The sequence below is a fragment of the Microvirga sp. CF3062 genome (assembly GCF_036314045.1).
Classification (GTDB): domain Bacteria; phylum Pseudomonadota; class Alphaproteobacteria; order Rhizobiales; family Beijerinckiaceae; genus Microvirga.
In genome coordinates this window covers 245,593-269,842 of record NZ_JAYGGN010000003.1, presented here as the reverse complement: position 1 = coordinate 269,842, position 24,250 = coordinate 245,593, and the positions used below count along the sequence as shown (strand labels likewise).

General features: G+C 63.1%; 18 protein-coding genes. 9 read left to right on the top strand and 9 right to left on the bottom strand.

All coding sequences use genetic code 11. From position 1 onward, the window contains the following. The first annotated feature begins 93 nt into the window (after nucleotides 1-93). Nucleotides 94-546 (top strand): hypothetical protein, encoded by a 453-nt coding sequence (locus tag VB618_RS07430; protein ID WP_329795955.1) that lies wholly within the window; start codon nucleotides 94-96, stop codon nucleotides 544-546. 66 nt (nucleotides 547-612) lie between these two features. Here the strand turns inward: VB618_RS07430 and VB618_RS07425 are convergent, their stop codons facing one another. Continuing rightward, nucleotides 613-1,644, bottom strand: coding sequence for a cysteine synthase A (locus VB618_RS07425; RefSeq protein WP_329795954.1), 1,032 nt, complete (start codon nucleotides 1,642-1,644; stop codon nucleotides 613-615). Nucleotides 1,645-1,851: 207 nt separating this feature from the next. On the opposite strand from VB618_RS07425, the gene VB618_RS07420 reads away from it, so the two are divergent. Beyond that, nucleotides 1,852-3,087, top strand: a complete 1,236-nt coding sequence (locus tag VB618_RS07420) for a YeeE/YedE family protein (RefSeq protein WP_329795953.1) — start codon at nucleotides 1,852-1,854, stop codon at nucleotides 3,085-3,087. 92 nt (nucleotides 3,088-3,179) lie between these two features. On the opposite strand, the gene VB618_RS07415 is transcribed toward VB618_RS07420, so the two are convergent. After that, on the bottom strand, nucleotides 3,180-4,100 hold the full coding sequence (locus tag VB618_RS07415; RefSeq protein ID WP_329795952.1) for a LysR substrate-binding domain-containing protein: 921 nt from the start codon (nucleotides 4,098-4,100) through the stop codon (nucleotides 3,180-3,182). Nucleotides 4,101-4,192: 92 nt separating this feature from the next. Between VB618_RS07415 and VB618_RS07410 the strand changes: the two genes are divergently transcribed. Next, entirely contained in the window at nucleotides 4,193-5,659 is a 1,467-nt protein-coding gene (locus tag VB618_RS07410; RefSeq protein WP_329795951.1) for a catalase, read from the top strand. Nucleotides 5,660-5,785: 126 nt separating this feature from the next. Here the strand turns inward: VB618_RS07410 and VB618_RS07405 are convergent, their stop codons facing one another. Next, nucleotides 5,786-6,469 (bottom strand): MBL fold metallo-hydrolase, encoded by a 684-nt coding sequence (locus tag VB618_RS07405; protein WP_329795950.1) that lies wholly within the window; start codon nucleotides 6,467-6,469, stop codon nucleotides 5,786-5,788. Between the two features lie 111 nt (nucleotides 6,470-6,580). Here VB618_RS07405 and VB618_RS07400 point away from each other — a divergent pair, with 111 nt between their 5' ends. Together VB618_RS07400 and fghA are read left to right on the top strand one after the other, a co-directional pair. Beyond that, the gene (locus VB618_RS07400) at nucleotides 6,581-7,693 is read left to right on the top strand and encodes an S-(hydroxymethyl)glutathione dehydrogenase/class III alcohol dehydrogenase (RefSeq protein WP_329795949.1); all 1,113 of its coding nucleotides are present in this window, start codon (nucleotides 6,581-6,583) and stop codon (nucleotides 7,691-7,693) included. Between the two features lie 15 nt (nucleotides 7,694-7,708). After that, nucleotides 7,709-8,554: an S-formylglutathione hydrolase gene (gene fghA / locus VB618_RS07395; protein ID WP_329795948.1), complete on the top strand. Its 846-nt coding sequence runs from the start codon at nucleotides 7,709-7,711 to the stop codon at nucleotides 8,552-8,554. A gap of 5 nt (nucleotides 8,555-8,559) precedes the next feature. On the opposite strand, the gene VB618_RS07390 is transcribed toward fghA, so the two are convergent. After that, nucleotides 8,560-9,135 (bottom strand): NUDIX hydrolase, encoded by a 576-nt coding sequence (locus tag VB618_RS07390; protein WP_329795947.1) that lies wholly within the window; start codon nucleotides 9,133-9,135, stop codon nucleotides 8,560-8,562. Between the two features lie 132 nt (nucleotides 9,136-9,267). On the opposite strand from VB618_RS07390, the gene VB618_RS07385 reads away from it, so the two are divergent. Next, the gene (locus VB618_RS07385; protein ID WP_329795946.1) at nucleotides 9,268-10,092 is read left to right on the top strand and encodes an SIR2 family NAD-dependent protein deacylase; all 825 of its coding nucleotides are present in this window, start codon (nucleotides 9,268-9,270) and stop codon (nucleotides 10,090-10,092) included. Nucleotides 10,093-10,151: 59 nt separating this feature from the next. Further along, nucleotides 10,152-11,477, top strand: a complete 1,326-nt coding sequence (locus VB618_RS07380; protein ID WP_329795945.1) for an AmpG family muropeptide MFS transporter — start codon at nucleotides 10,152-10,154, stop codon at nucleotides 11,475-11,477. A gap of 126 nt (nucleotides 11,478-11,603) precedes the next feature. Here VB618_RS07380 and VB618_RS07375 read toward each other — a convergent pair whose 3' ends face one another. From VB618_RS07375 to xylF, 4 genes are all read right to left on the bottom strand, one after another. Further along, entirely contained in the window at nucleotides 11,604-12,356 is a 753-nt protein-coding gene (locus VB618_RS07375) for an SDR family NAD(P)-dependent oxidoreductase (RefSeq protein WP_329795944.1), read from the bottom strand. Nucleotides 12,357-12,496: 140 nt separating this feature from the next. Next, the gene (locus VB618_RS07370) at nucleotides 12,497-13,276 is read right to left on the bottom strand and encodes an ATP-binding cassette domain-containing protein (RefSeq protein ID WP_329795943.1); all 780 of its coding nucleotides are present in this window, start codon (nucleotides 13,274-13,276) and stop codon (nucleotides 12,497-12,499) included. A 13-nt stretch (nucleotides 13,277-13,289) separates the two neighbouring features. Next, complete coding sequence (locus VB618_RS07365; protein ID WP_329795942.1) at nucleotides 13,290-14,588, bottom strand: sugar ABC transporter permease; 1,299 nt, start codon at nucleotides 14,586-14,588, stop codon at nucleotides 13,290-13,292. Nucleotides 14,589-14,761: 173 nt separating this feature from the next. Then, a complete protein-coding gene (gene xylF, locus VB618_RS07360) occupies nucleotides 14,762-15,808 on the bottom strand; it encodes a D-xylose ABC transporter substrate-binding protein (protein ID WP_329795941.1) in 1,047 nt (348 codons plus the stop codon). Nucleotides 15,809-16,033: 225 nt separating this feature from the next. On the opposite strand from xylF, the gene VB618_RS07355 reads away from it, so the two are divergent. After that, on the top strand, nucleotides 16,034-17,242 hold the full coding sequence (locus tag VB618_RS07355; protein WP_329795940.1) for an ROK family protein: 1,209 nt from the start codon (nucleotides 16,034-16,036) through the stop codon (nucleotides 17,240-17,242). A gap of 88 nt (nucleotides 17,243-17,330) precedes the next feature. Here the strand turns inward: VB618_RS07355 and VB618_RS07350 are convergent, their stop codons facing one another. Beyond that, nucleotides 17,331-20,747: a calcium-binding protein gene (locus VB618_RS07350; protein WP_329795939.1), complete on the bottom strand. Its 3,417-nt coding sequence runs from the start codon at nucleotides 20,745-20,747 to the stop codon at nucleotides 17,331-17,333. Nucleotides 20,748-21,171: 424 nt separating this feature from the next. Here VB618_RS07350 and polA point away from each other — a divergent pair, with 424 nt between their 5' ends. Then, complete coding sequence (gene polA, locus VB618_RS07345) at nucleotides 21,172-24,228, top strand: DNA polymerase I (protein WP_329795938.1); 3,057 nt, start codon at nucleotides 21,172-21,174, stop codon at nucleotides 24,226-24,228. Nucleotides 24,229-24,250 lie beyond the last annotated feature (22 nt).

The following is a 24,250-nucleotide window of genomic DNA, read 5'->3' as shown; positions in this document are numbered from 1 at the left end:
AGCGGCTTTTTGCCGGCCGCTGCCTGATTCACGCCACAACCATGCTCCTTCCTGCACCACTCGATTCTGAGCTTTCGCAAAAAGGAAATGACCGTGGCTGAATCCCAAAACATGTCAGGACTCGATGGAACGCAATCGGTGAGCGCCCTCGGCCTGCGGTGGGCTGCCTTGCGCGGCATGCTGAACTCGCCCCTGATCATGGTCGAGGAGCAGCGGCCGTTGCGGGATGAGCTGTTGCGCGAGTTGACCACGATCGAGCAGGATTTCAGCGACCTGCCGTCGCGCAACACGATGGAGGTCTCGGCGAAGCTCGACATCGCCAAATCCGCATTGCGCGAGCGCATCCAGAACGGAGAGACCTGGCTCGTCGACCTGATCGACAGCATCCAGGCCGATCTGCATTCGCTTCATGCGAAGGCACCGACTGCTGCAACCCATTCGACGGGCGGCCGCTCACCCGCCAATCTCAGCCGCCCTCAGCAGCGCTCTGAGGAGGCGACCAGTACGCCTTCAAGCGCGGAGACGAGCACGTCCTCGGCCGCTTAATGAAGAGACGCCGCGCCAGAGTCACTCTGGCGCGGCGCATGAATGCAGGCATGCAACGTTCCTGCGCTACACGAGCCCCGGATCAATCGTGCTCCTCGTCTCAAGCCATGCGGGAACGGGCAGGTTCTTGGTGCGCAAGAACTCCGGATTGAAGAGCTTGGACTGGTAGCGTGTGCCGTAATCGCAGAGCACGGTGACGATGGTGTGTCCGGGCCCGAGCTGCTTTGCGAGCCGAATCGCCCCCGCAACATTGATGCCTGACGATCCACCGAGACAGAGCCCCTCATGCTCCAGCAAAGCGAAGATGATCGGCAGTGCCTCCTCGTCCGGAATCTGGAACGCCACGTCGATGGGCGCGCCTTCAAGATTGGCAGTGATGCGGCCCTGACCGATGCCTTCGGTAATTGAAGTGCCCGAAGATTTCAGTTCGCCAGTCGTGTAGTAGCTGTAGAGCGCAGCGCCCATCGGGTCGGCAAGCGCAATCGTGATCTTCGGGTTGCGCTCCTTCAACGCCATGCCGACGCCGGCGAGCGTGCCGCCGGTGCCGACCGCGCTGACGAAGCCATCGACCTTGCCGTCCGTCTGCTCCCAGATTTCCGGTCCCGTGGTTTCGATATGCGCCTGCCGGTTCGCCACGTTGTCGAATTGGTTCGCCCAGATGGCCCCGTTCGGCTCTTCTTTCGCCAAACGCTCCGCCAAACGGCCTGAGACCTTCACGTAGTTGTTGGGATTGGCGTAAGGCACCGCCGGCACCTCGATCAGCTCGGCGCCTGCCAGCCGCAGCATGTCCTTCTTTTCCTGGCTTTGCGTTTCCGGAATCACGATCACCGTCCTGAAGCCCATGGCATTGGCGACGAGCGCCAGGCCGATACCGGTATTGCCCGCCGTGCCCTCGACGATGACCCCGCCCGGGCGTAGCGCGCCGCGCTTGACCGCATCCTGGATGATGAAGAGCGCCGCCCGGTCCTTCACCGACTGGCCGGGGTTCATGAACTCGGCCTTGCCGAGGATCGTGCAGCCTGTGATCTCGGAGGCGCGACGGAGCTTGATGAGCGGCGTGTTGCCGATAGTGGCGGGGACGTCAGGCTGGATCGTCATCAGGTCATACCTCATTGCAGGAAGGCAAGGCTCTTAGCGCTTCGTGAAGGATCGCACGACGAAAGCCCAGCCCTATAATCACGTTGAAAATATGTAATTACTGAATTAATTACACATCTTGACGTTCTTTATAACGAACGCCATCTTGGTTTTGCAAGGCGCACGAGGCACCTTGCGCTTCCCCTCCACGCAGCTTTAGGAACCCCCATGTCCAGCTCTGCAGTGGCATCGCCTCTTTCCGCAGGAAACCGCGCGAGCCTGAACATCAACGCTCCCGCGAGCTTTACGGCCGCGGCCGGGATCATCGGCGGCGCAGCCTTGCTGGGTGCCATCATCAATCCCCGTCAGGCGGCTCTCTATGTGCTCGGCGCAGCGCTTGGCCTCGTGCTCTACCATGCAGCCTTCGGCTTCACCTCGGCGTGGCGCGTCTTTATTGCGGATCGACGCGGCGAAGGCCTGCGCGCCCAGATGGTGATGCTCGCCATCGCGTCCGTGCTGTTCTTCCCCGTTCTCGCCGCGGGCACCTTGTTCGGACAGCCGGTCGCAGGCAACGTCTCGCCGGCGGGTATCGGTGTCGTCTTCGGCGCCTTCATCTTCGGCATCGGCATGCAGCTCGGCGGCGGCTGTGCCTCCGGCACGCTCTACACGGTCGGCGGCGGCTCCACCCGCATGCTGATTACGCTGGCAGCCTTCATCGCCGGCTCCGCCATCGGCGCTGCGCACCTGCACTGGTGGGTGGCGCTGCCGAGCTTGCCGGCGATTTCGATCATCAAGGCCTGGGGTCCCTGGACGGCCCTTGCCTTCCAACTCGCGGTCTTTGCCCTTATCGCAGCCGTCACGGTGGTCGTCGAGAAGCGCCGTCACGGTCGTCTGATCACCGCCGATGCGTCGCCGCGCCAGGGTCTCGCTCGCTTCCTGCGTGGCCCCTGGCCAATCGTGGCAGGCGCAGTGGCGCTGGCGCTGCTCAACTTCGTGACGCTCTATCTCGCGGGCCGTCCCTGGGGCGTGACATCGGCCTTTGCCCTGTGGGGCTCGAAGATCGCGGCCGTCATCGGCTTCGATGTAGCGAGCTGGCCCTACTGGTCCACGCCAGCTCGTCAGGCCGAGCTCACCGGCAGCATCTTCAACGACATCACGACGGTGATGGATTTCGGCATCATCCTCGGTGCTCTGCTGGCCGCAGCGCTTGCCGGACGCTTCGCTCCCACCTGGAAGGTTCCCTTGCGCTCCGCCGTGGCTGCCGTTGCCGGCGGCCTGCTTCTCGGCTACGGCGCACGTCTCGCCTATGGCTGCAACATCGGAGCCTATTTCTCCGGGATTGCGTCTGGCAGCCTGCACGGCTGGGTCTGGCTCGTCGCGGCCTTTGCCGGCAACGTCCTCGGCACCCGCGTGCGTCCCCTCTTCGGCCTCGAAGTGGAGCGCGTGAAGCTCACCGGCTGCTGAACGTTCACCGGCTTTAAAAGAGGTCTTCCGGCATCAACAGGGAGACCTTCTTCATTTCTGGAAGGACTTCTTGCAGCCTGTGCGATGACACATCAGGCGTTTGCGGGCTGTCCCTCACTCACCGCCTCGCGCCTGAGCGACTTGATCAATTCTCCAAGCGCCGTGAAGTCGCTCTTGCGCGAGGAGCTGCGGCGGCAGGCGAGTCCGACGATGCGCATGGGCGGTTCTTCGGGAAACGCGATGAGCGCCACCCGCTGCCGGTCAACCTCCGTCTTGGCGCAGAGCTCGGGCAGCAGCGTGATCCCGTGACCCGCCGCCACCATCTGCATGATCGTCGTCAGCGAGGCCGCGCCGAGCGCCTTGCGGGCCTGCATGTTGGCGATCTGGCAGAACTGAAGCGCCTGATCGCGCAGGCAGTGCCCTTCCTCCAGCAGCAATAGGCGCTCCTCCCCGATGCGGCTGCGCAGATCGCCCACCCTCCACCCAGGAGCCGCCTCACTTTGAACGGCGATGAGGAAGCGGTCTTCGAAGAGCGGCATGGTTTCGAGCTGCGGTGGCTCGACCGGCAAGGCGACGAGCACGGCATCCAATTCGCCCCGGATCAGCTCTTCCACAAGGGCGTTCGTCTGCGTCTCGCGGATCTGAAGGTCGAGGTGCGGATAGTGCTTCGTGACCTCAGTCAGGATATCCGGCAGCAGGTAGGGCGCGACCGAGGGAATGATCCCGAGCCGAAGCGACCCTGTGAGAACGCCTTGACGCTGGCGCGCGTAATCGGAAAGCTCCCGCACTTGGCTGAGGATTGCCTCAGACCGTGCCGCGATCTCCTGCCCGGCCGGGGTGACCGCAATGGTGTTGCCCCGGCGCTCGACCAGCTCCACGCCGAGTTCCCGCTCCAGTTCCTTGATCTGCATGGAGAGAGCCGGCTGCGTGACGGCGCATTGATCGGCCGCCATGCCGAAATGCTTCGTCCGGGCCAGGGTTTCGAAATAACGGAGTTGCCGGAGCGTAACCATGCGATAAGAATATCTGATCGCTCCTTGTAATCAATCCAATTGGACCTGATCGCCCATTCCCGGCATGGTCCGCCTGCTTAACAGGGACGACCATGACAAAAACAACGACAATGACCACCACGGCCGGGGCTCCGATCGCCGACAACCAGAACAGCCTGTCCGCCGGCTCCCGCGGCCCGCTGCTGCTGCAGGATTACCAGCTTATCGAAAAGCTCGCGCACCAGAACCGGGAGCGCATTCCGGAGCGCGTGGTGCATGCCAAGGGTTCAGCCGCCTACGGCACGCTCACCATCACCAACGACATCACCCAATATTCCAAGGCGAAGGTCTTCTCCGAGATCGGCAAGCAGACGGAAGTGTTCCTGCGCTTCTCGACCGTCGCCGGGGAACGCGGCGCGGCCGATGCCGAGCGCGACGTGCGCGGCTTTGCGCTGAAGGTCTATACGGACGAGGGCAACTGGGACATCGTCGGCAACAACACGCCAGTGTTCTTCGTCCGCGATCCGGTGAAGTTCCCCGACTTCATCCGCACGCAGAAGCGCCACCCCGCTACGAACCTGCGTTCGCCGACCGCCATGTGGGATTTCTGGTCGCTCAGCCCCGAGACCCTGCATCAGCTGACGATCCTGTTCTCGGACCGCGGTCTGCCGCAGGGCTACCGCTTCATGCATGGCTTCGGTTCGCACACCTACTCGTTCATCAACGAGGCAGGGGAACGCTTCTGGGTGAAGTTCCACTTCAAGTCCATGCAGGGCATCAAGACCTGGACGAACCGCGAGGCCGAGGCCGTCGTCGCCAAGGACCGCGAGAGCGCCCAGCGCGATCTCTACGATGCGATCGAAGGCGGCAGCTTCCCGCGCTGGAAGTTCTGCGTGCAGATCATGCCCGAGACGGATGCGGAAAAGACCTCGTACAATCCGTTCGACGTCACCAAGGTGTGGCCGCATGCGGATTATCCGCTGATCGAGGTCGGCGTGCTCGAGCTCAACCGCAATGCGCAGCACTACTTCGCGGAAGTGGAGCAATCCTCGTTCTCGCCGTCGAACATCGTGTCGGGCATCGGCTTCTCGCCGGACAAGATGCTGCAGGGCCGCATTTTCGCCTATGCGGATGCGCATCGCTACCGCGTCGGCACGCATTACGAGACGCTGCCCGTCAACCGGCCGCGCTGCCCGGTGCAGCATTATCATGCCGACGGCGGTATGCTGTTCGACATCCCCAATCGCGGCGAGGCCTATTACGAGCCGAACTCCTTCAGCGGACCGGTGCAGACGCAACGCGCCGCGGAGCCGCCGCTGAAAATCTCGGGCGATGTCGACCGCTACGATCACCGCGCCGGCAACGACGATTACAAGCAGCCGGGCGACCTGTTCCGCCTCATGACCCCGGACGAGCAGAGCCGGCTCATGGACAACATCGCGGAAGCGATGCAGGGCGTGCCGCAGGACATCGTGAAGCGCCAGATCGTGCACTTCTACCTCGCCGACAAGGCCTATGGCCTGGGCGTGGCGGACCGCATGGGCCTCAAGGGCGCCGTGATGATCCAGGCTGCGGAGTAAGCAATAAGCCGTAGGGGCAAAAAGAGCGGCTCGGGAGCAATCCCGGACCGTTTTTTGATTCCACAGCACCACTGTCATTCCGGGCTCTCGCTATCGCTTGCCCCGGAACGACAGTGGGTACAATTCTCAAATCAACCCTTCACCCTGCAGGAATGGGTTGGTCTGCCGCTCCTGGCCGATGGTGCTCATGGGGCCGTGGCCGCAGATGAAGGTAATGTCGTCGCCGAGCGGCAGGAGCTTGTCCTTGATCGAGCGGATCAGCGCCTTGCCGTCGCCTCCGGGAAGATCCACGCGGCCGACGGAGCCCTGGAACAGCACATCGCCCACAAGCGCAAAGCGCTGGTCCTTCGACACGAGCACGACGCTGCCGGGCGAGTGGCCGGGGCAATGCAGCACGTCGAGGGTGAGATCACCGACAGCGACCGTGTCGCCCTCATTCAGCCAGCGATCCGGCGTGACGGGCCGCGCTTCGAAGCCATAGGCTTGGCCCTGTTCCGCAAGCCGGTCCAGCAGGAAGCGGTCTGCCTCGTGCGGGCCTTCGATGGGAACGCCGAGATGCTCCCGCAGCTCGGCCGCGCCGCCCGCATGGTCGATATGGCCGTGGGTGAGGATGATCTTCTCGACTGTCACGCCGCTCTGCGTGATGGCATCCCGAATGCGGTCGAGGTCGCCGCCGGGATCGACCACGGCCGCCTTCTTGGTCTTCTCGCACCATAGCAGGGTGCAGTTCTGCTGGAATGGCGTCACGGGGATGATGGCGGCGCGAACGTCTGGCACTCTGGGATCCTTCCTGTCGATACTGTGAGACATAAGGGCCGCGGACATCCTTGAGAAGTCTCAGGGCTTCGCGAGGGCTTTACTTGACCTTCTGACACCCGGGTTCACATAGTCCCCTGTCGAATCACAACCGAGGACACGAGCATGGAAACCAGGGCCGCCGTGGCGTGGGAGGCTGGCAAGCCGCTCACCATCGAGACCATTCGCATCGAAGGCCCGAAAGCCGGCGAGGTGCTCGTGGAGGTGATGGCGACCGGCGTGTGCCACACGGACGCCTATACCCTGTCGGGTCTCGATTCCGAGGGCAAGTTCCCGGCGATCCTCGGCCATGAGGGTGCAGGCATTGTGCGCGAGGTCGGCCCCGGCGTGACCACGCTCAAACCCGGCGACCACGTGATCCCGCTCTACACGCCCGAGTGCCGCAACTGCAAATCCTGCCTGTCGCGCCGCACCAATCTCTGCACAGCCATCCGCTCGACTCAAGGACAAGGCCTGATGCCGGATGGCACCAGTCGCTTCCGCTGTGACGGCGAGACGGTGTTCCACTACATGGGCTGCTCGACATTCGCCAACTTCACCGTGCTGCCGGAGATCGCGCTGGCCAAGGTGCGCGAGGACGCACCCTTCGACAAGATCTGCTACATCGGCTGCGGCGTCACCACTGGCATCGGCGCGGTGCTCTACACCGCAAAGGTGTGGCCCGGTGCCAATGTGGTGGTGTTCGGCCTCGGCGGCATCGGCCTCAACGTGATCCAGGGCGCCCGCATGGTGGGCGCCGACAAGATCATCGGCGTCGACATCAACCCTGCCAAGGTCGAGATGGCGAAGAAATTCGGCATGACCGACTTCATCAACCCGAAGGAGATCGGCAACGACAAGGTCGTGCAGGCGATCGTCGATCTCACGGGCGGCGGCGCGGATTTCTCGTTCGACGCCACCGGCAACACGGATGTGATGCGCCAGGCGCTCGAATGCTGCCATCGCGGCTGGGGCGAGAGCATCATCATCGGCGTGGCGGAAGCGGGCAAGGAGATCGCCACCCGGCCGTTCCAGCTCGTCACCGGCCGCGTGTGGAAGGGTACGGCTTTTGGCGGCGCGCGCGGGCGTACGGACGTGCCGAAGATCGTGGACTGGTACATGGAGGGCAAGATCAACATCGACGACTTGATCACCCACAAGATGCCGCTCGACGAGATCAACACCGCCTTCAATCTGATGCACGAGGGCAAGTCGATCCGCTCGGTTATCGTCTACTGATCAGGGAAGAAAGCATTGAGCTTCGAGACCGTCTCGCAATCGCGCTGCTTCGGCGGCACGCAATTCGTCTACCGCCATGCTTCCCGTGAAACATCGACGCCCATGCGGCTGGCCGTGTTCGTTCCGCCGAAGGCGAAAGACGCCAAGGTGCCGGTTTTGTGGTTCCTCTCCGGCCTCACCTGCACGGAGGAGAACTTTACCGTGAAGGCGGGCGCGCAGCGGGTTGCTTCGGAGCTCGGCCTGATGCTGATCGCCCCCGATACCAGCCCGCGTGGCGAGGGCGTTCCCGACGATCCGAAAGGCGCTTACGATTTCGGCCTGGGTGCGGGCTTCTACGTGGATGCGGTCGAGGCCCCTTGGGCGAAGCATTACCGCATGCGCTCCTACATCGAACGCGAGTTGCCGGAACTCATTGCGGAAAACCTGCCCGCGGACATGAGCCGCCAGGGCATCACCGGTCATTCCATGGGTGGACACGGCGCGCTCACCATCGCGCTTCGCAATCCGGATCGCTTCAAGGCGGTCTCGGCCTTCGCGCCCATCGCCTCGCCGATGAACTGCCCCTGGGGCGAGAAGGCGCTGTCGAACTATATCGGCTTCGACCGCTCGGCGTGGCGCGACTATGATGCCTGCGCGCTGATCGAAGGCGGCGCACGCCTGCCAGACCTGCTGGTCGATCAGGGCACCGCCGACAGCTTCCTCGATAGCCAGCTCAAGCCTCAGCTGCTGGAGGAAGCCTGCGCCAGGGCCGATCAGCCCCTGACCCTGCGCCGCCAGGAAGGCTACGACCATTCCTACTTCTTCATCGCGAGCTTCATCGAGGACCACCTGCGCTGGCATGGGCAGCGCCTGGGTGCATAAAATTTTCAGGTGTTGCCGAACAGTGCCGGGTGCCTGAGCTGCAAAGCCTGGATCAGGACCAGCGTCTTCATGTCGGTGATGGCGCCCTGCTCCAGCGTCGCCATAAGCTCGGCGAGGCCGATTTCCAGCACCTCAATGTCCTCGTGCTCGTCCGCGAGCCCACCGCCTTTCTCCACCCGGTCGGCACTGGTGTAGGGAGCCAGGAACAGGTGCAGGCGCTCCGTCGTAATGCCCGGGGTCGACCAGGCGGTGACCACTCTTTCCAGGTTCCGGAGACGAAGACCCGCCTCCTCCATAGCCTCGCGCTTAGCGCAAGCCTCCGGCTCATCCTCGTCGAGCAGCCCGGCCACGGCTTCCAGGAGACTGGGCTGCCCCTTCACATGCATGACAGGCGCACGGAACTGGCGGATCAGGATGACCTTGCGGGCCTCTGGATCATAAGGAAGCACCGCCGCCGCATCGGCGCTGTTGAGGATTTCCCGCGCCATGGTGCGGCCATCCGGCATTTGAATGGTCAGCTTGATAAGCTTGCGCCAGCCCTCATAAAGGGTTTCGACCTGCTTGATCTTATAGCCTGCCATGTCCTGCTCTCTCCTGTTCGACGCCGCTCAACCTATGACAACACGCTAAACGCTCAAGTTGCCCCTCGACCCATAATGAAGCTTGAGGGCAGGTTTGTGCGTTAAGGGCAAGACACTTTGGAGGAGGGTGGCGTGCTCGAGGATCTGGTTTCCGCAATCAGGACAAAGCAGGCGATCCTGTTCGCCGGGGCTGGCGTCTCCATGACCGTGGGCCTGCCCTCCTGGAGCACCCTGATCGAGCATATTGCGGACGAGCTCAAGATCGATCTGTCCGATTTCAAGGGAACGGACCTCAACCACCTGACGCTTGCGGAATATTACCGGCTCAAGCAGGGCAGCATCGGCCCCCTGCGCAGCTGGATGGACCGGAACTGGACCATTCCCGAGGACACCCTGAAGAAATCCCGCGTTCACGAGCTCATCTGCAAGCTCGACTTTCCCATTCTCTACACCACCAATTTCGACCGTAACCTCGAGACCGCCTATGATCTGCACGGCAAGGGCTACGTGAAGATCGTCAATGCCAAGGACATCGCCCGAATCCGCGAAGGCACGCCGCAGATCGTGAAGTACCATGGGGACTTCGATGACGACGGCTCCATCGTCATCGCGGAAACCGACTACCTCGAGCGGCTGTCCTTCGAGTCACCCCTGGACATCAAGTTCCGCTCGGATTCGCTTGGCAAGACCATCCTGTTCATCGGCTACAGCATGACGGATCTCAACATCCGCTTCCTGATGCATCGACTCTGGAAGACCTGGGCCGGGTCGGGCTATGAGCGTGACCGGCCGCAATCCTACGTGTTCATGCTGCGCGCCAACCCCGTCGAGCAGGCCGTCCTGGAGCAATGGGGCCTACAGGTTCTGATGGAGAAGGACTGCCCGCCGGAGAAGGCGCTCGAGAAGTTCCTCACCAAGCTCAGCAAAGCCGTCGAGAAGGACGAGGACGGCGTCTGATTGGCACCGGCAGCGCCTTGTGCCAATGTGACGGCCTCTCATAATTGCAAGATGATTTCATGGCTGCCGCAGAAAAACGCCGTCTCTCTCTCCGCGATATCCTGACCGACGGGCGCATCGCGCTCATGCTGCCCTTGGGGTTTTCCTCGGGCCTGCCCTTCCTGCTGGTCTTCAGCACCCTGTCGGCTTGGCTGCGGGAGGCGGGCATCTCGCGCACCGAGATCGGGATGCTGAGCTGGGTGGCGCTGGCCTATTCCTTCAAGTTCCTCTGGGCTCCCATCGTTGACCGCTATGACGTGCCGGGTCTGGCAAGCCTTCTCGGGCGGCGGCGTGGCTGGATGGCATTCGCGCAGATCGTCACGGCCCTCGGCATCGTCGGCATCGCCTTCAGTGATCCGCAGACGAGCCTTCCCCTCACCATCGCGTCTGCGCTCCTCGTCGCCTTTGCGTCGGCCACGCAGGACGTGGTGGTCGATGGCTGGCGCATCGATGTGGCCTCCACCGAACGGCAGGGCATGATGGCAGCCTCCTACCAGCTCGGCTATCGGCTGGCTCTCATCTGCGCGGGCGCAGGCGCGCTCTACATCGCGGAATTCGTGAGCTGGCGCGGTGCCTACCTGTCCATGGCCGTTCTCATGGGCGTCGGCGTCATCGGCACTCTCCTGGCTCCGCGCGGCAACGAGAGCGCCGCGCGCGAGCACCTTCCCTTCAGCGCAGCGATCATCGAGCCGCTGACGGATCTTTTCCGACGCAAGGGGCTGATCCTGATCCCGATCCTCGCGCTCATTGCCTGCTTCCGCCTGCCGGATTTCGTTGCGGGCGTCATGGCGAACCCGCTCTACATCGACCTCGGCTTCTCCAAGACCGACATCGCCGACGTATCGAAGCTCTACGGCATCTGGGTTGGTATCGCCGGTGCTTTCGCAGGCGGCTTGGCACTGACACGGCTCGGCCTGTGGTGGACGTTGCTGATCGGCGCCGTCATTGCCGCCTCGTCGAACCTGATGTTTGCGTGGCTTGCTTTCGAGGGAGCTGACAAGCTGTTATTCATCCTCTCGATCAGCATCGACAACTTCGCCTCAGGTTTCGCCGGTTCCGCTCTCATCGCCTACATGTCGGGCCTGACCTCGCCGGGCTTTGCCGCCACGCAATACGCGCTCTTAAGCTCGCTCTACGCCCTTCCGGGCAAGCTCATCGGTGGGGCGTCAGGCGCAGTGGTGGACGCCTACGGCTATCCGCTCCTCTTCACCGCCACCGCCAGCATCGGCATCCCACTGGTGATCCTGTGCTTCGTGGTGCGGCGGGATACGATGAAGACAGTAGCCGAAAAGGATGTGGAGATGAACGATGTGGCGCCTGCCGTTGGCGCTGGGTCGCGGGCATAAGTTCAAACAGTCATCCCGGGGCCGCGCAGCGGAACCCGGGATCGTGCGACGAGAATGGCGCCTTATTCTGATAGCGATCCCGGCTCTCGCTCCGCTCGGCCGGGATGACGCATCATGGGTCTGAGATCAAACCCAGCCGCCGTCCACCAGATAGGTCTGCGCCGACATGGCGCTGGAATCGTCGGAGCCTAAGAACAGCGTGAAATTGGCGATGTCCTGCGGCACGAGCTTGCGCTTCACGCATTGGCGCTTGAGCAGTTCCTTCTCGCCCTCCGGCGTCAGCCAGAGATCGATCTGGCGCTGGGTCATGATCCAGCCCGGCACCACGCAGTTGACGCGGACGTTCCTGTCTCCAAGCTCGCGCGCCAGCGCACGCGTGAGGCCGACCACGGCGGATTTCGCGGTCTTGTAGGCCGCAAAGGAATCGTCGCTCACCATGTAGCTCGTGGAGCCCATGTTGATGATCGAGCCGCCGCCCGCCTTTTCCATGTCCGGCAGGACGGCTTGCGTTGCGAAGAACTGGTGATCGAGATTGGTGGCGAAACGCTCTCGCCAGTATTCCGGCGTCACCTGATCGATGGTGTGGCGGTCGTCCCGCGCCGCGTTGTTGACGAGGATCGTGATCGGCCCGATGGCGTCACTCGCGTGCCGGATGGCAACCTGAAAGGCGGGAATGTCGCGCACGTCGCTGTGCTCGAAATGCACGCCCTCGCCGAGTTCCTTCACCAGCGCTTGGCCGGCCTCGGCATTATAGTCGAGGATGGCAACCTTGCTCCCTTGAGCATGAAACGAACGCGCGATGCCCTCGCCGATGCCGCTGGCGCCGCCGGTGATGAGAACGGACTTGCCCTTCAGGGAGCCGTAAATGGTCTGGGTCATGAATCCTCACAAATATCGAAAGGTAGAGTCGTCATCCCGGAGCTGCGCAGCAGAACCCGGGATCGTGTGACGAGAGTGGCACTTGATACTGCCGACGATCCCGGATCGGCTCACGCCGTCCGGGATGACGCTAAAAGGCTTTAACTCGCGCCCGGTCCCGGCGTTGCACCCGGCGGGCACTTGCCGAGGATGATCATGCCGAGCACCTCGTCCTGCGTCACGTCCTGCACATGGGTGGAGCCGACAAGCTTGCCGTTCTTCATTACGCTCACCCGGTCGGCGAGGCCGAACACGTCGTGAATGTCGTGGCTGATGAGGAAGATGCCGATGCCCTCCTTCTTCAGCTGCAGCACGAGATCGGCCACCTGCTGGGTCTCGGCAGGTCCGAGCGCGGCCGTCGGCTCGTCCATGATGAGCACGCGGGCGTTGAAGTAGATCGCGCGCGCGATCGCCACCGATTGCCGCTGGCCGCCGGAGAGCGCCTTCACTGGCTCCTTGAAGCGGCGGAAATGCGGGTTGAGCCGCGCCATCACCTTGCGGGTCTCGGCCTCCATGGTGGCATCGTCGAGGGTGCCGTAGGGGGTGAGCACCTCGCGGCCGAGGAAGATGTTGCCCGCCGCATCGATGTTATCGGCAAGCGCGAGCGTCTGATAGATCGTCTCGATGCCGTAGCCCTTGGCATCGCGCGGCGTCGAGATGTCGGCGTGCTCGCCGTTCACGTAGATCTCGCCCGCATCGGGCTTGTAGGCTCCGGACAGGATCTTGATCAGCGTCGACTTGCCGGCGCCGTTGTGGCCGAGCAGGCCCACCACCTCGCCGGGGCGGAGATCGACCGACACGCCGTCCACGGCCTTGATGCCGCCGAAGGCGATGGAGATGTTGCGCATTTCGACGAGAGGCGTCGTTCCGTTCGGTTGCATGATGCGCTGATCCTTACTTGATCCGGCGGCGATAGAGGTTGTCGACCCATACCGCCAGGACGAGCACCGCGCCGACGACGATGTTCTGCAGCGGGGTATCGACGCCGAGCAGCACCATGCCCGATTGCAGCGACTGCATGACGAGGGCGCCGAGCATCGCGCCCGCAATGGTTCCGACACCGCCGGCGAGCGACGTGCCGCCGATGACCGCGGAGGCAATCACGTAGAGTTCGTCAAGGGAGCCGGCCGCATTTGTCGCTGCATTGAGGCGCGCGGTCGAGATGCAGGCGGAGATGCCACAGAGCAGGCCCATCAGGCCGAACACCTTCATGAGCGTCCAGCGGGTGTTGATGCCCGACAGCTCCGCCGCCTCCGGATTGCCGCCAATGGCGAAGACGTAGCGGCCGAAGCGCCGGCGCGTGGCGATGAAGGTCATCACCAATCCGACCACGATGGCGATCAGCACCGGCAGCGCGACACCATGCGGGATGAACAACCCACCCTCAGGCCATGCGATGCCGTTGGCCTCCGCCCAGCGGCGCGCGGTGCCGGCGGGCAGCGGATAGGAATTGGCCATGGCAGCAGCCGCGAGGACGATGCCGCAGGCAAGCGCGGCGATCACCGCATCGGCCCAACCCGGCCGCACAGGAAAGCCGAAGCGCAGGCGGCGGCGGCGCGAGAACCCGAGCGCGATGATGATCAACCCGCAGGCGACAGCTGCGATGACCCAGGTGGTGGTGGCGCCGAGCGCGCCTTCCACGCCGCCGCCGAAGGCCTTGAAGCGGGTATCCATGGGCGCGATGGTCTGGCCGGTCGTGACCCACCAGGCCGCGCCGCGCCACACCAGCAGGCCACCCAGGGTGACGATGAAGGAGGGAATGCCGAGATAGGCGATGAGCCAGCCTTGGAAGAGCCCGATGGATCCGCCGACAACCATGGCCAGCAGCACCGCGAGCGGCGCCGTCAGCCAATGTTCGAGCCCGAGATAAGCGGGCAGCCACTGCACCTGCGCGACGCCGATGATCATGCCGACAACGCCGAGGATCGCCCCCACCGACAGGTCGATGTTGCGCGTGACGATGACCAGCACCATGCCGGTCGCCATGATCGCCACGGAGGCGGTCTGGACCGACAGGTTCCAGAGGTTGCGCGGGGTGAGAAAGACGCCGCCCGAGAGAAGATCGAATCCGATCCAGATCGCCGCGAGCGCCGCCAGCATGCCGAGCATGCGGGAATCGATCTCAAGCTTCGACAGGAGCGAGCCGGACGCAGCGCTCGGCGGCGGGGCGGCAGTGGCAACGGGTGCGGTCATCGGAATAGCTCGTTTTGCAAAAGCGTCATTCCGGGGCCGCGCAGCGGAGCCCGGAATCCATAACCGCTAACGGTTCAGAAAGAGGCGCAACGCTGAGTGCCTCCTCTTGCAACGTCGTGTATATGGATTCCGGGCTCGCGCCAGAGGCGCGCCCCGGAATGACAATTCTGGTGCTAGTTGCAGGCCTTCACTGTGCCGGCCTTGACGCCCTGGCACACAACTTCCTTCGAGGCCCAGCCGGCCTTGATGACCACGTCGAGGTTGTCCTTCGTGACCGCAACCGGCGTGAGGAACAGAGCCGTCATGTTCTGCTTCTTCGGTCCCAGATTCCAGGACTTTGCACCCTGGATCTCGGTGAGCTTCTTGCCACCGGCCAACTGCAGGGCGATCTCCGCCGCGCTGCGGCCGAGTTCACGGGCGTCCTTGAACACCGTCACGGTCTGGGTGCCGAGCGCCACGCGGTTCAGCGCCGCCTTGTCGGCGTCCTGGCCCGACACAGGCACGGTGCCGGCAAGACCCTGCGCACCGAGGGCCGCGATGGCGCCGCCGGCGGTGCCGTCATTGGCGGCGATCACCGCATCGATCTTGTTGTTGTTCTTGGTGAGGAACTGCTCCATGTTCCGCTGCGCGTTGGCGGGGAGCCAGCCGTCCGTGTAGGCCTCGCCGACATTCTTGATCTTGCCGGAATCGATGGCGGCCTTCAGCACTTCCATCGAGCCCTGGAACAGGAAGTTGGCGTTCGGATCCGAGCCCGAGCCCTTGATGAAGGCGTAGTTGCCCTCGGGCTTCAGCTTCAGCACCTCGCGGGCCTGGAGGCGGCCAACCTCGACGTTGTCGAAGGTGAGATAGAAGGCCTGCGGGATCTCGATGAGGCGGTCATAGCCCACGACCGCGATGCCTTCGGCCACGGCCTTCTCGACGGCGGGGCGGACGGCGTCCGCATCCTGCGCCAGCACGATCAGCGCCTTGGCCCCGCGGGAGATGAGGCTCTCGATATCGGTGAGCTGCTTGGCGGGCGACGACTGGGCATCGGCCGACACATAGGTGCCGCCGGCCTTCTCGACGGCAGCCTTGATGGCAGCTTCGTCGGTCTTCCAGCGCTCTTCCTGGAAGTTCGACCAGCTGACGCCGACCACGGGGCCCTTGCCCTGAGCGAAGGCGGCGCCGGCGGACAGGGCCAGAGCGGCAAGCGAGATAAGAACGTGTTTCTTCGAAAGCATCGGTTTTCCTCCTGGGCAGCGCCACCTTTGGAAAGCGCCGCGTTCATGGCAGCTGTCGGGCCCGTAGGGCCGACGGACGTGGCTCAACCTGCCATGCATTATTGTTCGAGCGCGGAAATAATTATACGAGGCAGCGCCACCTTCAAGCGCCTGCCACCTAATATTTTGGTCTCATATGCGCTGCTCGCAGTTTTGATTTATTCAAGCTGTGAATAAAGTGTGCCCATGACCCTGCTCCACCTCTCTCCCCGCGAAACCGCCCGGCGGCGCCTGCTCGATGCCTTGCGCCGGGAAGGACCGATGGCGCGGGTGGAGATCGGCCAGCATCTCGGCATGAGTCCGGCCAGTGTGTCCGAGCTCGCCGCGAACCTTCTCGACGAAGGCATCCTGGTGGCGGAGGACAGCCCGGATCAGAGCCCGGGACTGCTCCGGGGCCGGCCCAAGACCCGCCTCTACTTCGCCGAGACCTTAGGCTCCGTCGTGGGCGTCTGGACCGGCTTCAACCGCATCGAGCTGCGTCTCGTGGACAGCGCCGGGCGCACCCGGGCGAGCCGCCACGTGGAGCGCCCCTTGCGCAATCTCGGCGGCGAAGAGCTGATGGACGTGCTGGCCCACACCATCGCGGCCTTTGCCGAGGAGAGCGGTGCGCGGGACGTGAAGGCGGTGGGCCTCGCCTGCCAGGGCTATGTAGACACCCGCGACGGAATCGTGGCCTGGAGCCCGGTGCTCGGCACCCGCGACCTGCCGCTGGCCGCAGGTTTGGGCCAGCGTCTCGGCAAGCCGGTGCTCATGGAGAACGACGCCAGCGCCATGGCCTTTGCCATCGCGCAGCGCAATGCCGACCTGCGCTCCGGTCGCACCGCCTGCCTGATGGTGGGCGACGGCGTCGGCCTCGGCTTTCTCATCCAGGGCGAGCTTTATCGCGGGGCCCGTTTCGGCGGCTCCGAGTTCGGCCACGTGAGGCTTCGCCGGAGCGGCCCGCAATGCCGTTGCGGCGGGCGCGGCTGCATCGAGGCCTATCTCGCCGACTACGCCCTGCACCGGGACGCGCAGCTCATCGACCACCGCCCGGCCCCGACCCTGCTGCTGCCGGGCGAGGAGGCCATGGGGGCCATCGTGGAACAGGCGAGAGCGGGCGACCCCGCCCTGCTCAACCTGTTCCATGCCGCCGGCGAGGTGCTGGGCGATGCGGTCGGCATCCTGATCCAGACGCTCGAGCCCGACGACATCGTGATCTGCGGCCCCGGCACCCGCGCCATGGACCTGCTGCGCCCCTCCTTCGAGGCGGCGCTCGGATCGCAGACCATCCCGGAACTGCGCGCGCTCGCTACGATTCAGGTGGTTGAATCCTCCATGGACCTCCTGACGGAGGGCGTGGTGATGCAGGCTTTGCGCGAACTTGATCTGGATCTGGCGCGGCTGAAGGCTGCCTGAGAAGTACCAGCAACCACATCTTGAGCCTCGCATGAAAATGCCGCCCGGCTTTCACCGGGCGGCACATGCTTGAGACGTTCTCGTCCGCTTATATGACGAAGAAGTCGTTATATTTGAGGTCCGTCTTGTTGGTGAGGGTGGCGATCTTTACCTGAGCCGAGCCACCGGTACCGTCCTTGTCGTAGTAGAGATTGCCGGACTTCTTGTCGTAGACAATCCGGTCCTCGCGGTCCTTGGCGCGTGTGCCCTCCACGAACATGTCCGACTTGAACATCTTCGGACGAGCGGCCGTGCCGGATCCCAGCTTGGTGAAGATCGCGTTGTCGAGGTGGAAGCTATCGTCCCTGGACTTGAAGTCGTAGATCTTGTCCACGTTCTGGGTCTTGTTCAACCGTGTGTCGAACACGAAGGTATCCCGCCCCGTGCCACCGTAGAGCTTGTCGTTGCCGAGCATGCCGTAGATCGTGTCGTTGCCGCCATTGCCCTTCAGGGTGTTTGCGACCGCATTGCCCTTGAGGACGTTGTTGCCGCTGGTCCCCTCAACGTTGAAGGTGAAGCCCTCGGCCGCGGTGATGCTGGCAAAGTTACCGCGTACGTTGCTCAGGTTCAGCTGCACTGTCGTCACGATGGAGTTGTTGCCGAGATAATCCTCGACTACGTCCCCGACATTGTCGACGACGTAGATGTCGTCTCCCGCCCCGCCCATCATCGTGTCGGCACCGACACCGCCGTCGATCCAGTTGCCGGCGCCATTGCCGATGATCGTGTTGTTCAGCGTGTTGCCGGTCAGCACAAGAGCGCCGCCGCCTGTTCCCTCGAGGGCTTCGACATTGGCGCCGAGGGTGTAGTTAACATCGGCCACGACCTTGTCGTTGCCCGCACTAGCGCCCTCAATGACAACATCGCCGGCGCTGACGTGATAGACATCGTCGCCGTTGCCGCCCTGGAGAACGTTTGCAGCTCCGTTGCCGTGGAGAACGTCCGCGAACTGCGAGCCGATGACGTTCTCGATGCTGGCATAGGTGTCGCCCTCGGCAATGCTGCCTGCGCCGCGGCCGGCCGCCAGGTTGACCGTCACGCTATTTCCGGCACCGGAGTAATCGACCGTGTCGATTCCGTCATCGCCGCTCAGGGCATCGGCCCCGGCGCCGCCGATGAGAACATCGCTGCCGGCCCCACCTCGAAGCTGGTTGTTGCCCGCATCGCCGATAAGCACGTCATTAAAGGCGGAGCCGATCAGGCCTTCGATGCTGTTGTAACCATCGCCCGCGGCGTCGCCAGTTCCGACGATGCCGGCGAAAGCTCTCGGCGCGAACTCCGCCCCTGCTAGATTATTTAGATCCGCTGTCACGCCCGCGCCGGCACTGGCGTAGCTTGCATAATCCAAGCCCTCGCCTCCATAAAGCAAATCGCTCCCGGCGCCGCCATCAAGCGTATCCGAACCGTTACGCGCAGAGAGAGTATCTGCTTCTCCGCCGCCGCGAAGGACATTGGCGAGATCATTGCCAATGAGGGTGTCGGCTAAAGACGAGCCGATCAGCCCCTGGATCGAAGTATATCTATCGCCAAGGGCTTCGCTGCCATTAGGATCATCCTGGACAGCTTTGCTAAGGTCAGCGACGACTCCCGCTTTAGCGAGGGCATAGGAAGCAAAGTTGAAGCCTGTGCCGCCATCGAGGGCGTCTGCTCCGGCACCACCTTCCAACGTATCGTCGCCATCCTGACCAGCGAGATAATCGTTGTCGCCGCGACCTTCTAGCTTGTCGCCGCCAAGGCCGCCGAAGAACTCGTCATAGCCATCCGTGCCGACCATCCTGTCATTGAAGGCGCTGCCGACATAAGCCTGGATATCGACGAACACATCACCGACGGCATCGCCCTGATCTTCGCGTCGATCAGACAGGTTGAGGACGATGCCCCTAGCCGCATTCTCGTAGGAGGCAATGTCATGATTCCCCTCCCCAGCGCCATCTTCGCCGCCGTTCAGGCTGTCGGCGCCCGCGCCGCCATAGAGACGGTCGTCGCCTCTGCCACCAAGGAGCGAGTCGTTGCCCGCGCCGCCGTCAATCGTATCCCTGCCATCCAGGCCCCAGAGCCGGTTAGCCGAGCCGTTGCCAATTAGAATATCGTGCCAGGCGGATCCGATCAGGCCCTCGATGTTGACATAGGTATCGCCTGCCGCATCGTTTGTGTTCCCGCCTGGATTCGCGAGGCTGGCAATCACCAGCTCGCCGGAACTTCTGTAAGAAGCATAATCGAAGCCGGCGCCGCCATCCAGGTAGTCCGCACCACCCTGGGCTTCCAATTCGTCGTTGTCGTATTCCGTCCCGACAAAATGATCCCTGCCTTCGGTGCCTTTTATGACATTCACGGCGCTCACGCGCGGATCGAAGATGACCTTGGTGATCGAGTTGTTGCTCGGGTCCTGCCATGCCACAACGATACGGCCGTCCGTCATTTCACTGACCGTCGGCGTATATTGCTGGCCAAATCTATCCAAAGCGGCACGCGAATTCAGAGGAGTTGGGTAGGTGGTTTTCGTGCCATCCGGACTCACGATCGTGAGGAAGATGTCGCCATTATCGGTGCGTTCTCCATTCTCGGTAGTGAATTGCGAAGAGACGACCGCAACGCGACCGCCCCTGAGCGCTGTTGTATGAACGTAATCGAATTCAGCTAAGCCCTGTGTCGTGATGCTCACGGTTTCGCCGAGCGCCCCAGTCGACGAATAGAAGGTTGTCCGAACGTTTATTCCGTTCTGGACGGTCACCGCAAAATCACCGGTCAAACTGCCATCAGGAAATTTCAAGGCGACCACGTCAGCATCATTCCCAGCTCCGGCACTTATGCTGGCATCTGGAACCGGGGAACCCAGAGTGATGACCTTGTACCTGACCGTTGGGCTGTTTCCACCATCCGTATAGCTGACGACGAATTTACCGGCACCGATCTCGGTCACATCCACTTGATTGACATTCGTTGCAGACGCAATCTCAAGACGGCTTTGCACGACACCCTTGTCATCCTGGACAGCAAGGAAAACCTTACCTCCCGTTTCATAGGCTGTGACGAAACCTGAGTCTCCATTGCGGGCCATCGACGGTGTATCGCCGACGTCCAAAGCAAGCCCACCCTCGTGGATGACCGGATTGGTGCCGCTGGTTATGTTGCCACTGACGTCATAAACACGGCTTCTGATGCTGAAAGAGTTACTCTGACCAGGGTTGGACTCGTTCCAGCTGATGGCAAAGCTGCCTTCCGTCCCAATGGCCTGGATATCGGCGATGTTCTGGCTCTGACCTGCGTTGGGAAGGGAGTGAACACCACCAACCTGCATGCCGAGGCCATTGTAGATCTTGAAGAAGATCGTGCCGCCGCCGTTGCTTTCACCCTGCCGCCAAGACACAACATAGCCGCCGTTGGGAAGCGCCGTGACCATTTCACGGGTAATACCTGAATTGGCGGCAACCTGTTGTTCGCTGTTGTTCCAAACTGCATTTGTCACGTTAATTTCTCCCAGAAAGCGTCAATGCCTTGGCCCGCCCTGCAATGGAATCACATGGCTGATCTTGTGATATTGTAGTATGCGGGGCCAAGAGATAATGCAAGGTTATAGCTTTTTAACAGCTACACAGTGCGTTGCCGCACATGGCAAAGCTTGAAAGCGGCCTGTGGAGCGAGAGATCCCCTACGTCACCCAAAAAGATCAAAAATTTCAATGACTTCTTTGAATTCAGAAAAACCGTCGATTAATCTACGAATCTTGGCAGATGTCGCTTCGGGAGGCGAAAAGGTCGCGTTCATGGACGGAACCTTGATTTAGCAGCTCCCCGCTGCCTCGGAGCAGACCCAGACAGCCAATGCCATAGCCATCCGCTCTCGGACCCGCTATTTCTTGCCCCAGACCAATCCCAAGCCCCCGAGACCCGATGCCTTCGTCCTCCCGTCCCGTCCAAGCCGGCGATCATGTGTTTCTCGTCGACGGCTCGTCCTTCATCTTCCGGGCCTACTTCCAGTCCATGAACCAGGACCAGAAGTACAATTCCCGGTCCTCGGACGGGATGCCCACGGGAGCCGTGCGGCTTTTCGTGTCCAAGCTCCTGCAGTTCATGCGCGACGGCGCGGCAGGGTTGAAGCCCACGCATCTGGCCATCGTGCTCGACAAGTCCGAGGGCTCGTTCCGCAAGGAGCTCTACGAGGATTACAAGGGCCACCGCCCGGACGCGCCCGACGACCTGAAGGTCCAGATGCCGATCATGCGCGAGGCGATCCGCGCCTTCGGGCTCGAGCCCGTGGAGCTGCAGCGCTACGAGGCGGATGACCTGATCGCCACCTACACCCAGCAGGCCAAGGCGCGCGGAGCCGACGTGCTCATCATCTCGTCCGACAAGGACCTGATGCAGTTGGTGGGGCCGAAGGTGTGCTTCTACGATTTCGAGTCCGGCTCCAAGGGCAAGCCGGGCTACCGGCCCGAGCGCAATCTCGATGAGGCCTCTGTCACCGAGAAGTGGGAGGGCATTCCGCCGGAAAAGATCGGCGACGTGCTGGCGCTCATGGGCGACACCTCTGACAACGTGCCGGGCGTGCCGGGCATCGGGCTCAAGACCGCAGCCCAGCTCATCAAGGAATACGGCGACCTCGAAACCCTCCTGGAGCGCGCCCCCGAGATCAAGCAGCCCAAGCGCCGCGAGAGCCTGATCGCCCATGCGGACATCGCGCGCCTGTCGAAGAAGCTCGTGACGCTCGATTGCGAGGCGCCCGTTCCGGTGCCGCTCGACGATTTGCGCGTGCCGGACCCCGATCCAAAGATTCTGGTGGGCTTTCTCAAGGCCATGGAGTTCAACACGATCACGCGGCGCGTGGCGGAACTCTACGAGGCCGACCCATCCGCGATCCCGCCCGACCCGCGCCTCATGCCGGGCGGCGAGGCGATCCGCTGGACCGGCAACGGAACCGGCGTGACGGCCCCCACCGACGATGCCGTGCCGTTCTTCGGAAAGACGGATCCGGCCTCGGGCGAGGTCGATCCCTTCGCAGGTCTTGACCTGCCGGAAACCGCAAGCTTACGCAAACCCATCGAGGGCCTCGGCACGCCGTCGCAGCTGGCCGGCAAACGCGCCACAGAAGCCTCGTCCGTGCCCATCGACGTGACGGCCTACGAGACCGTCACGAGCCTGGAGCGCCTGAAGGAATGGGTGGCGCTCGCCCGCGAGCAGGGCCATGTGGCTGTCGATACGGAGACGAGCGATCTCGATGCCAACCTGGCGGACCTCGTCGGCTTCTCGCTGGCGGTTGAGCCGGGCAAGGCCTGTTACGTGCCGCTGCAGCACCGGGACGAATCCGACCTCTTCGGCGGCGGACTCGTGAAGGGGCAGATTCCCGTCACCGATGCACTCGATGTCATCCGCCCGATGCTGGAGGACGCATCTGTCCTTAAAGTGGGCCAGAACATGAAATACGACTGGATCGTGTTCAAGCGCCACGGCATCGAGGTGCACCCCTATGACGACACGATGCTGATTTCCTACGTGCTCGATGCCGGCAAAGGCTCGCACGGCATGGACGAACTCTCGCGCCGGCATCTCGGCCACTCGCCGATCACCTTCTCGGATGTGGCCGGCACGGGTCGGAACAAGGTGACCTTCGACAAGGTGGAGATCGGCAAGGCCACGGCTTATGCGGCGGAGGATGCGGACGTCACGCTGCGCCTCTGGCATGTGCTGAAACCCCGCCTCGTGGCCGAGCGCCGCGCCACCGTCTATGAGACGCTGGAGCGCCCCATGGTGGATGTGCTCGCGCGCATGGAGATGCGCGGCATTCTCGTCGACCGGCAGATCCTGAGCCGCCTCTCGGGCGATTTCGCCCAGACGCTGGCGCGGCTCGAGGACGAGATCCACGAGATGGCGGGCGAGAAGTTTTCGCTTGGGAGCCCGAAGCAGATCGGCGACATCCTGTTCGGCCGCATGGGCCTGCCCGGCGCGAAGAAGACGCCCTCCGGTCAATGGGCGACGCCCGCGACCTTGCTCGACGAACTGGCCCAGGCCGGCCACGAGCTGCCGGCAAAAATTCTTGAATGGCGCCAGCTCTCCAAGCTGAAATCCACCTATACGGATACCCTGCAGGAGCATATGCATCCCGAGACCAAGCGGGTGCACACCTCGTTCTCGCTCGCCTCCACCACAACGGGGCGTTTGTCCTCGTCTGATCCGAACCTGCAGAACATCCCGATCCGCACGGAGGCCGGCCGCAAGATCCGCAAGGCCTTCGTGGCGCAGGAAGGCCACAAGATCCTCTCGGCCGATTACAGCCAGATCGAGCTGCGCCTGCTCGCCCACATCGCCGACATCCCGCAATTGCAGGAAGCGTTCGCGAACGGCGTCGACATTCACGCGGCGACCGCGTCCGCCATGTTCGGCGTGCCGCTCGACCAGATGACGGGCGACCTGCGCCGCCAGGCGAAAACCATCAACTTCGGCATCATCTACGGCATCTCGGCCTTCGGCCTTGCCGTGCGCCTCGGCATCGGCAACCAGGAGGCCTCGACCTTCATCAAGCAGTATTTCGAGCGCTTCCCGGGCATCCGCACCTATATCGACGACACGAAGAAGTTCGTGCGCGAGAAGACCTACGTGACCACGCTGTTCGGGCGCATCTGCCACTACCCGCAGATCAGGTCCGGAAATCCCTCCGAGCGCGCGGGCGTGGAGCGCCAGGCGATCAACGCGCCGATCCAGGGCACCGCCGCCGACATCATCCGCCGCGCCATGGTACGCATGGAGAATGCACTCAAGGCCGAGCGCCTCTCCGCCCGCATGCTGCTGCAGGTGCACGACGAGCTGGTCTTCGAGGTGCCGGACGACGAGGTCGAGGCCAGCCTGCCGGTGATCTCGCGAGTGATGACGGAAGCCCCCTTCCCGGCCGTGTCGCTGAAGGTCCCGCTCGCCGTGGACGCGCGGGCTGCGCAGAACTGGGACGAAGCGCATTAATTCACGCTCTTCCAGATAGAGA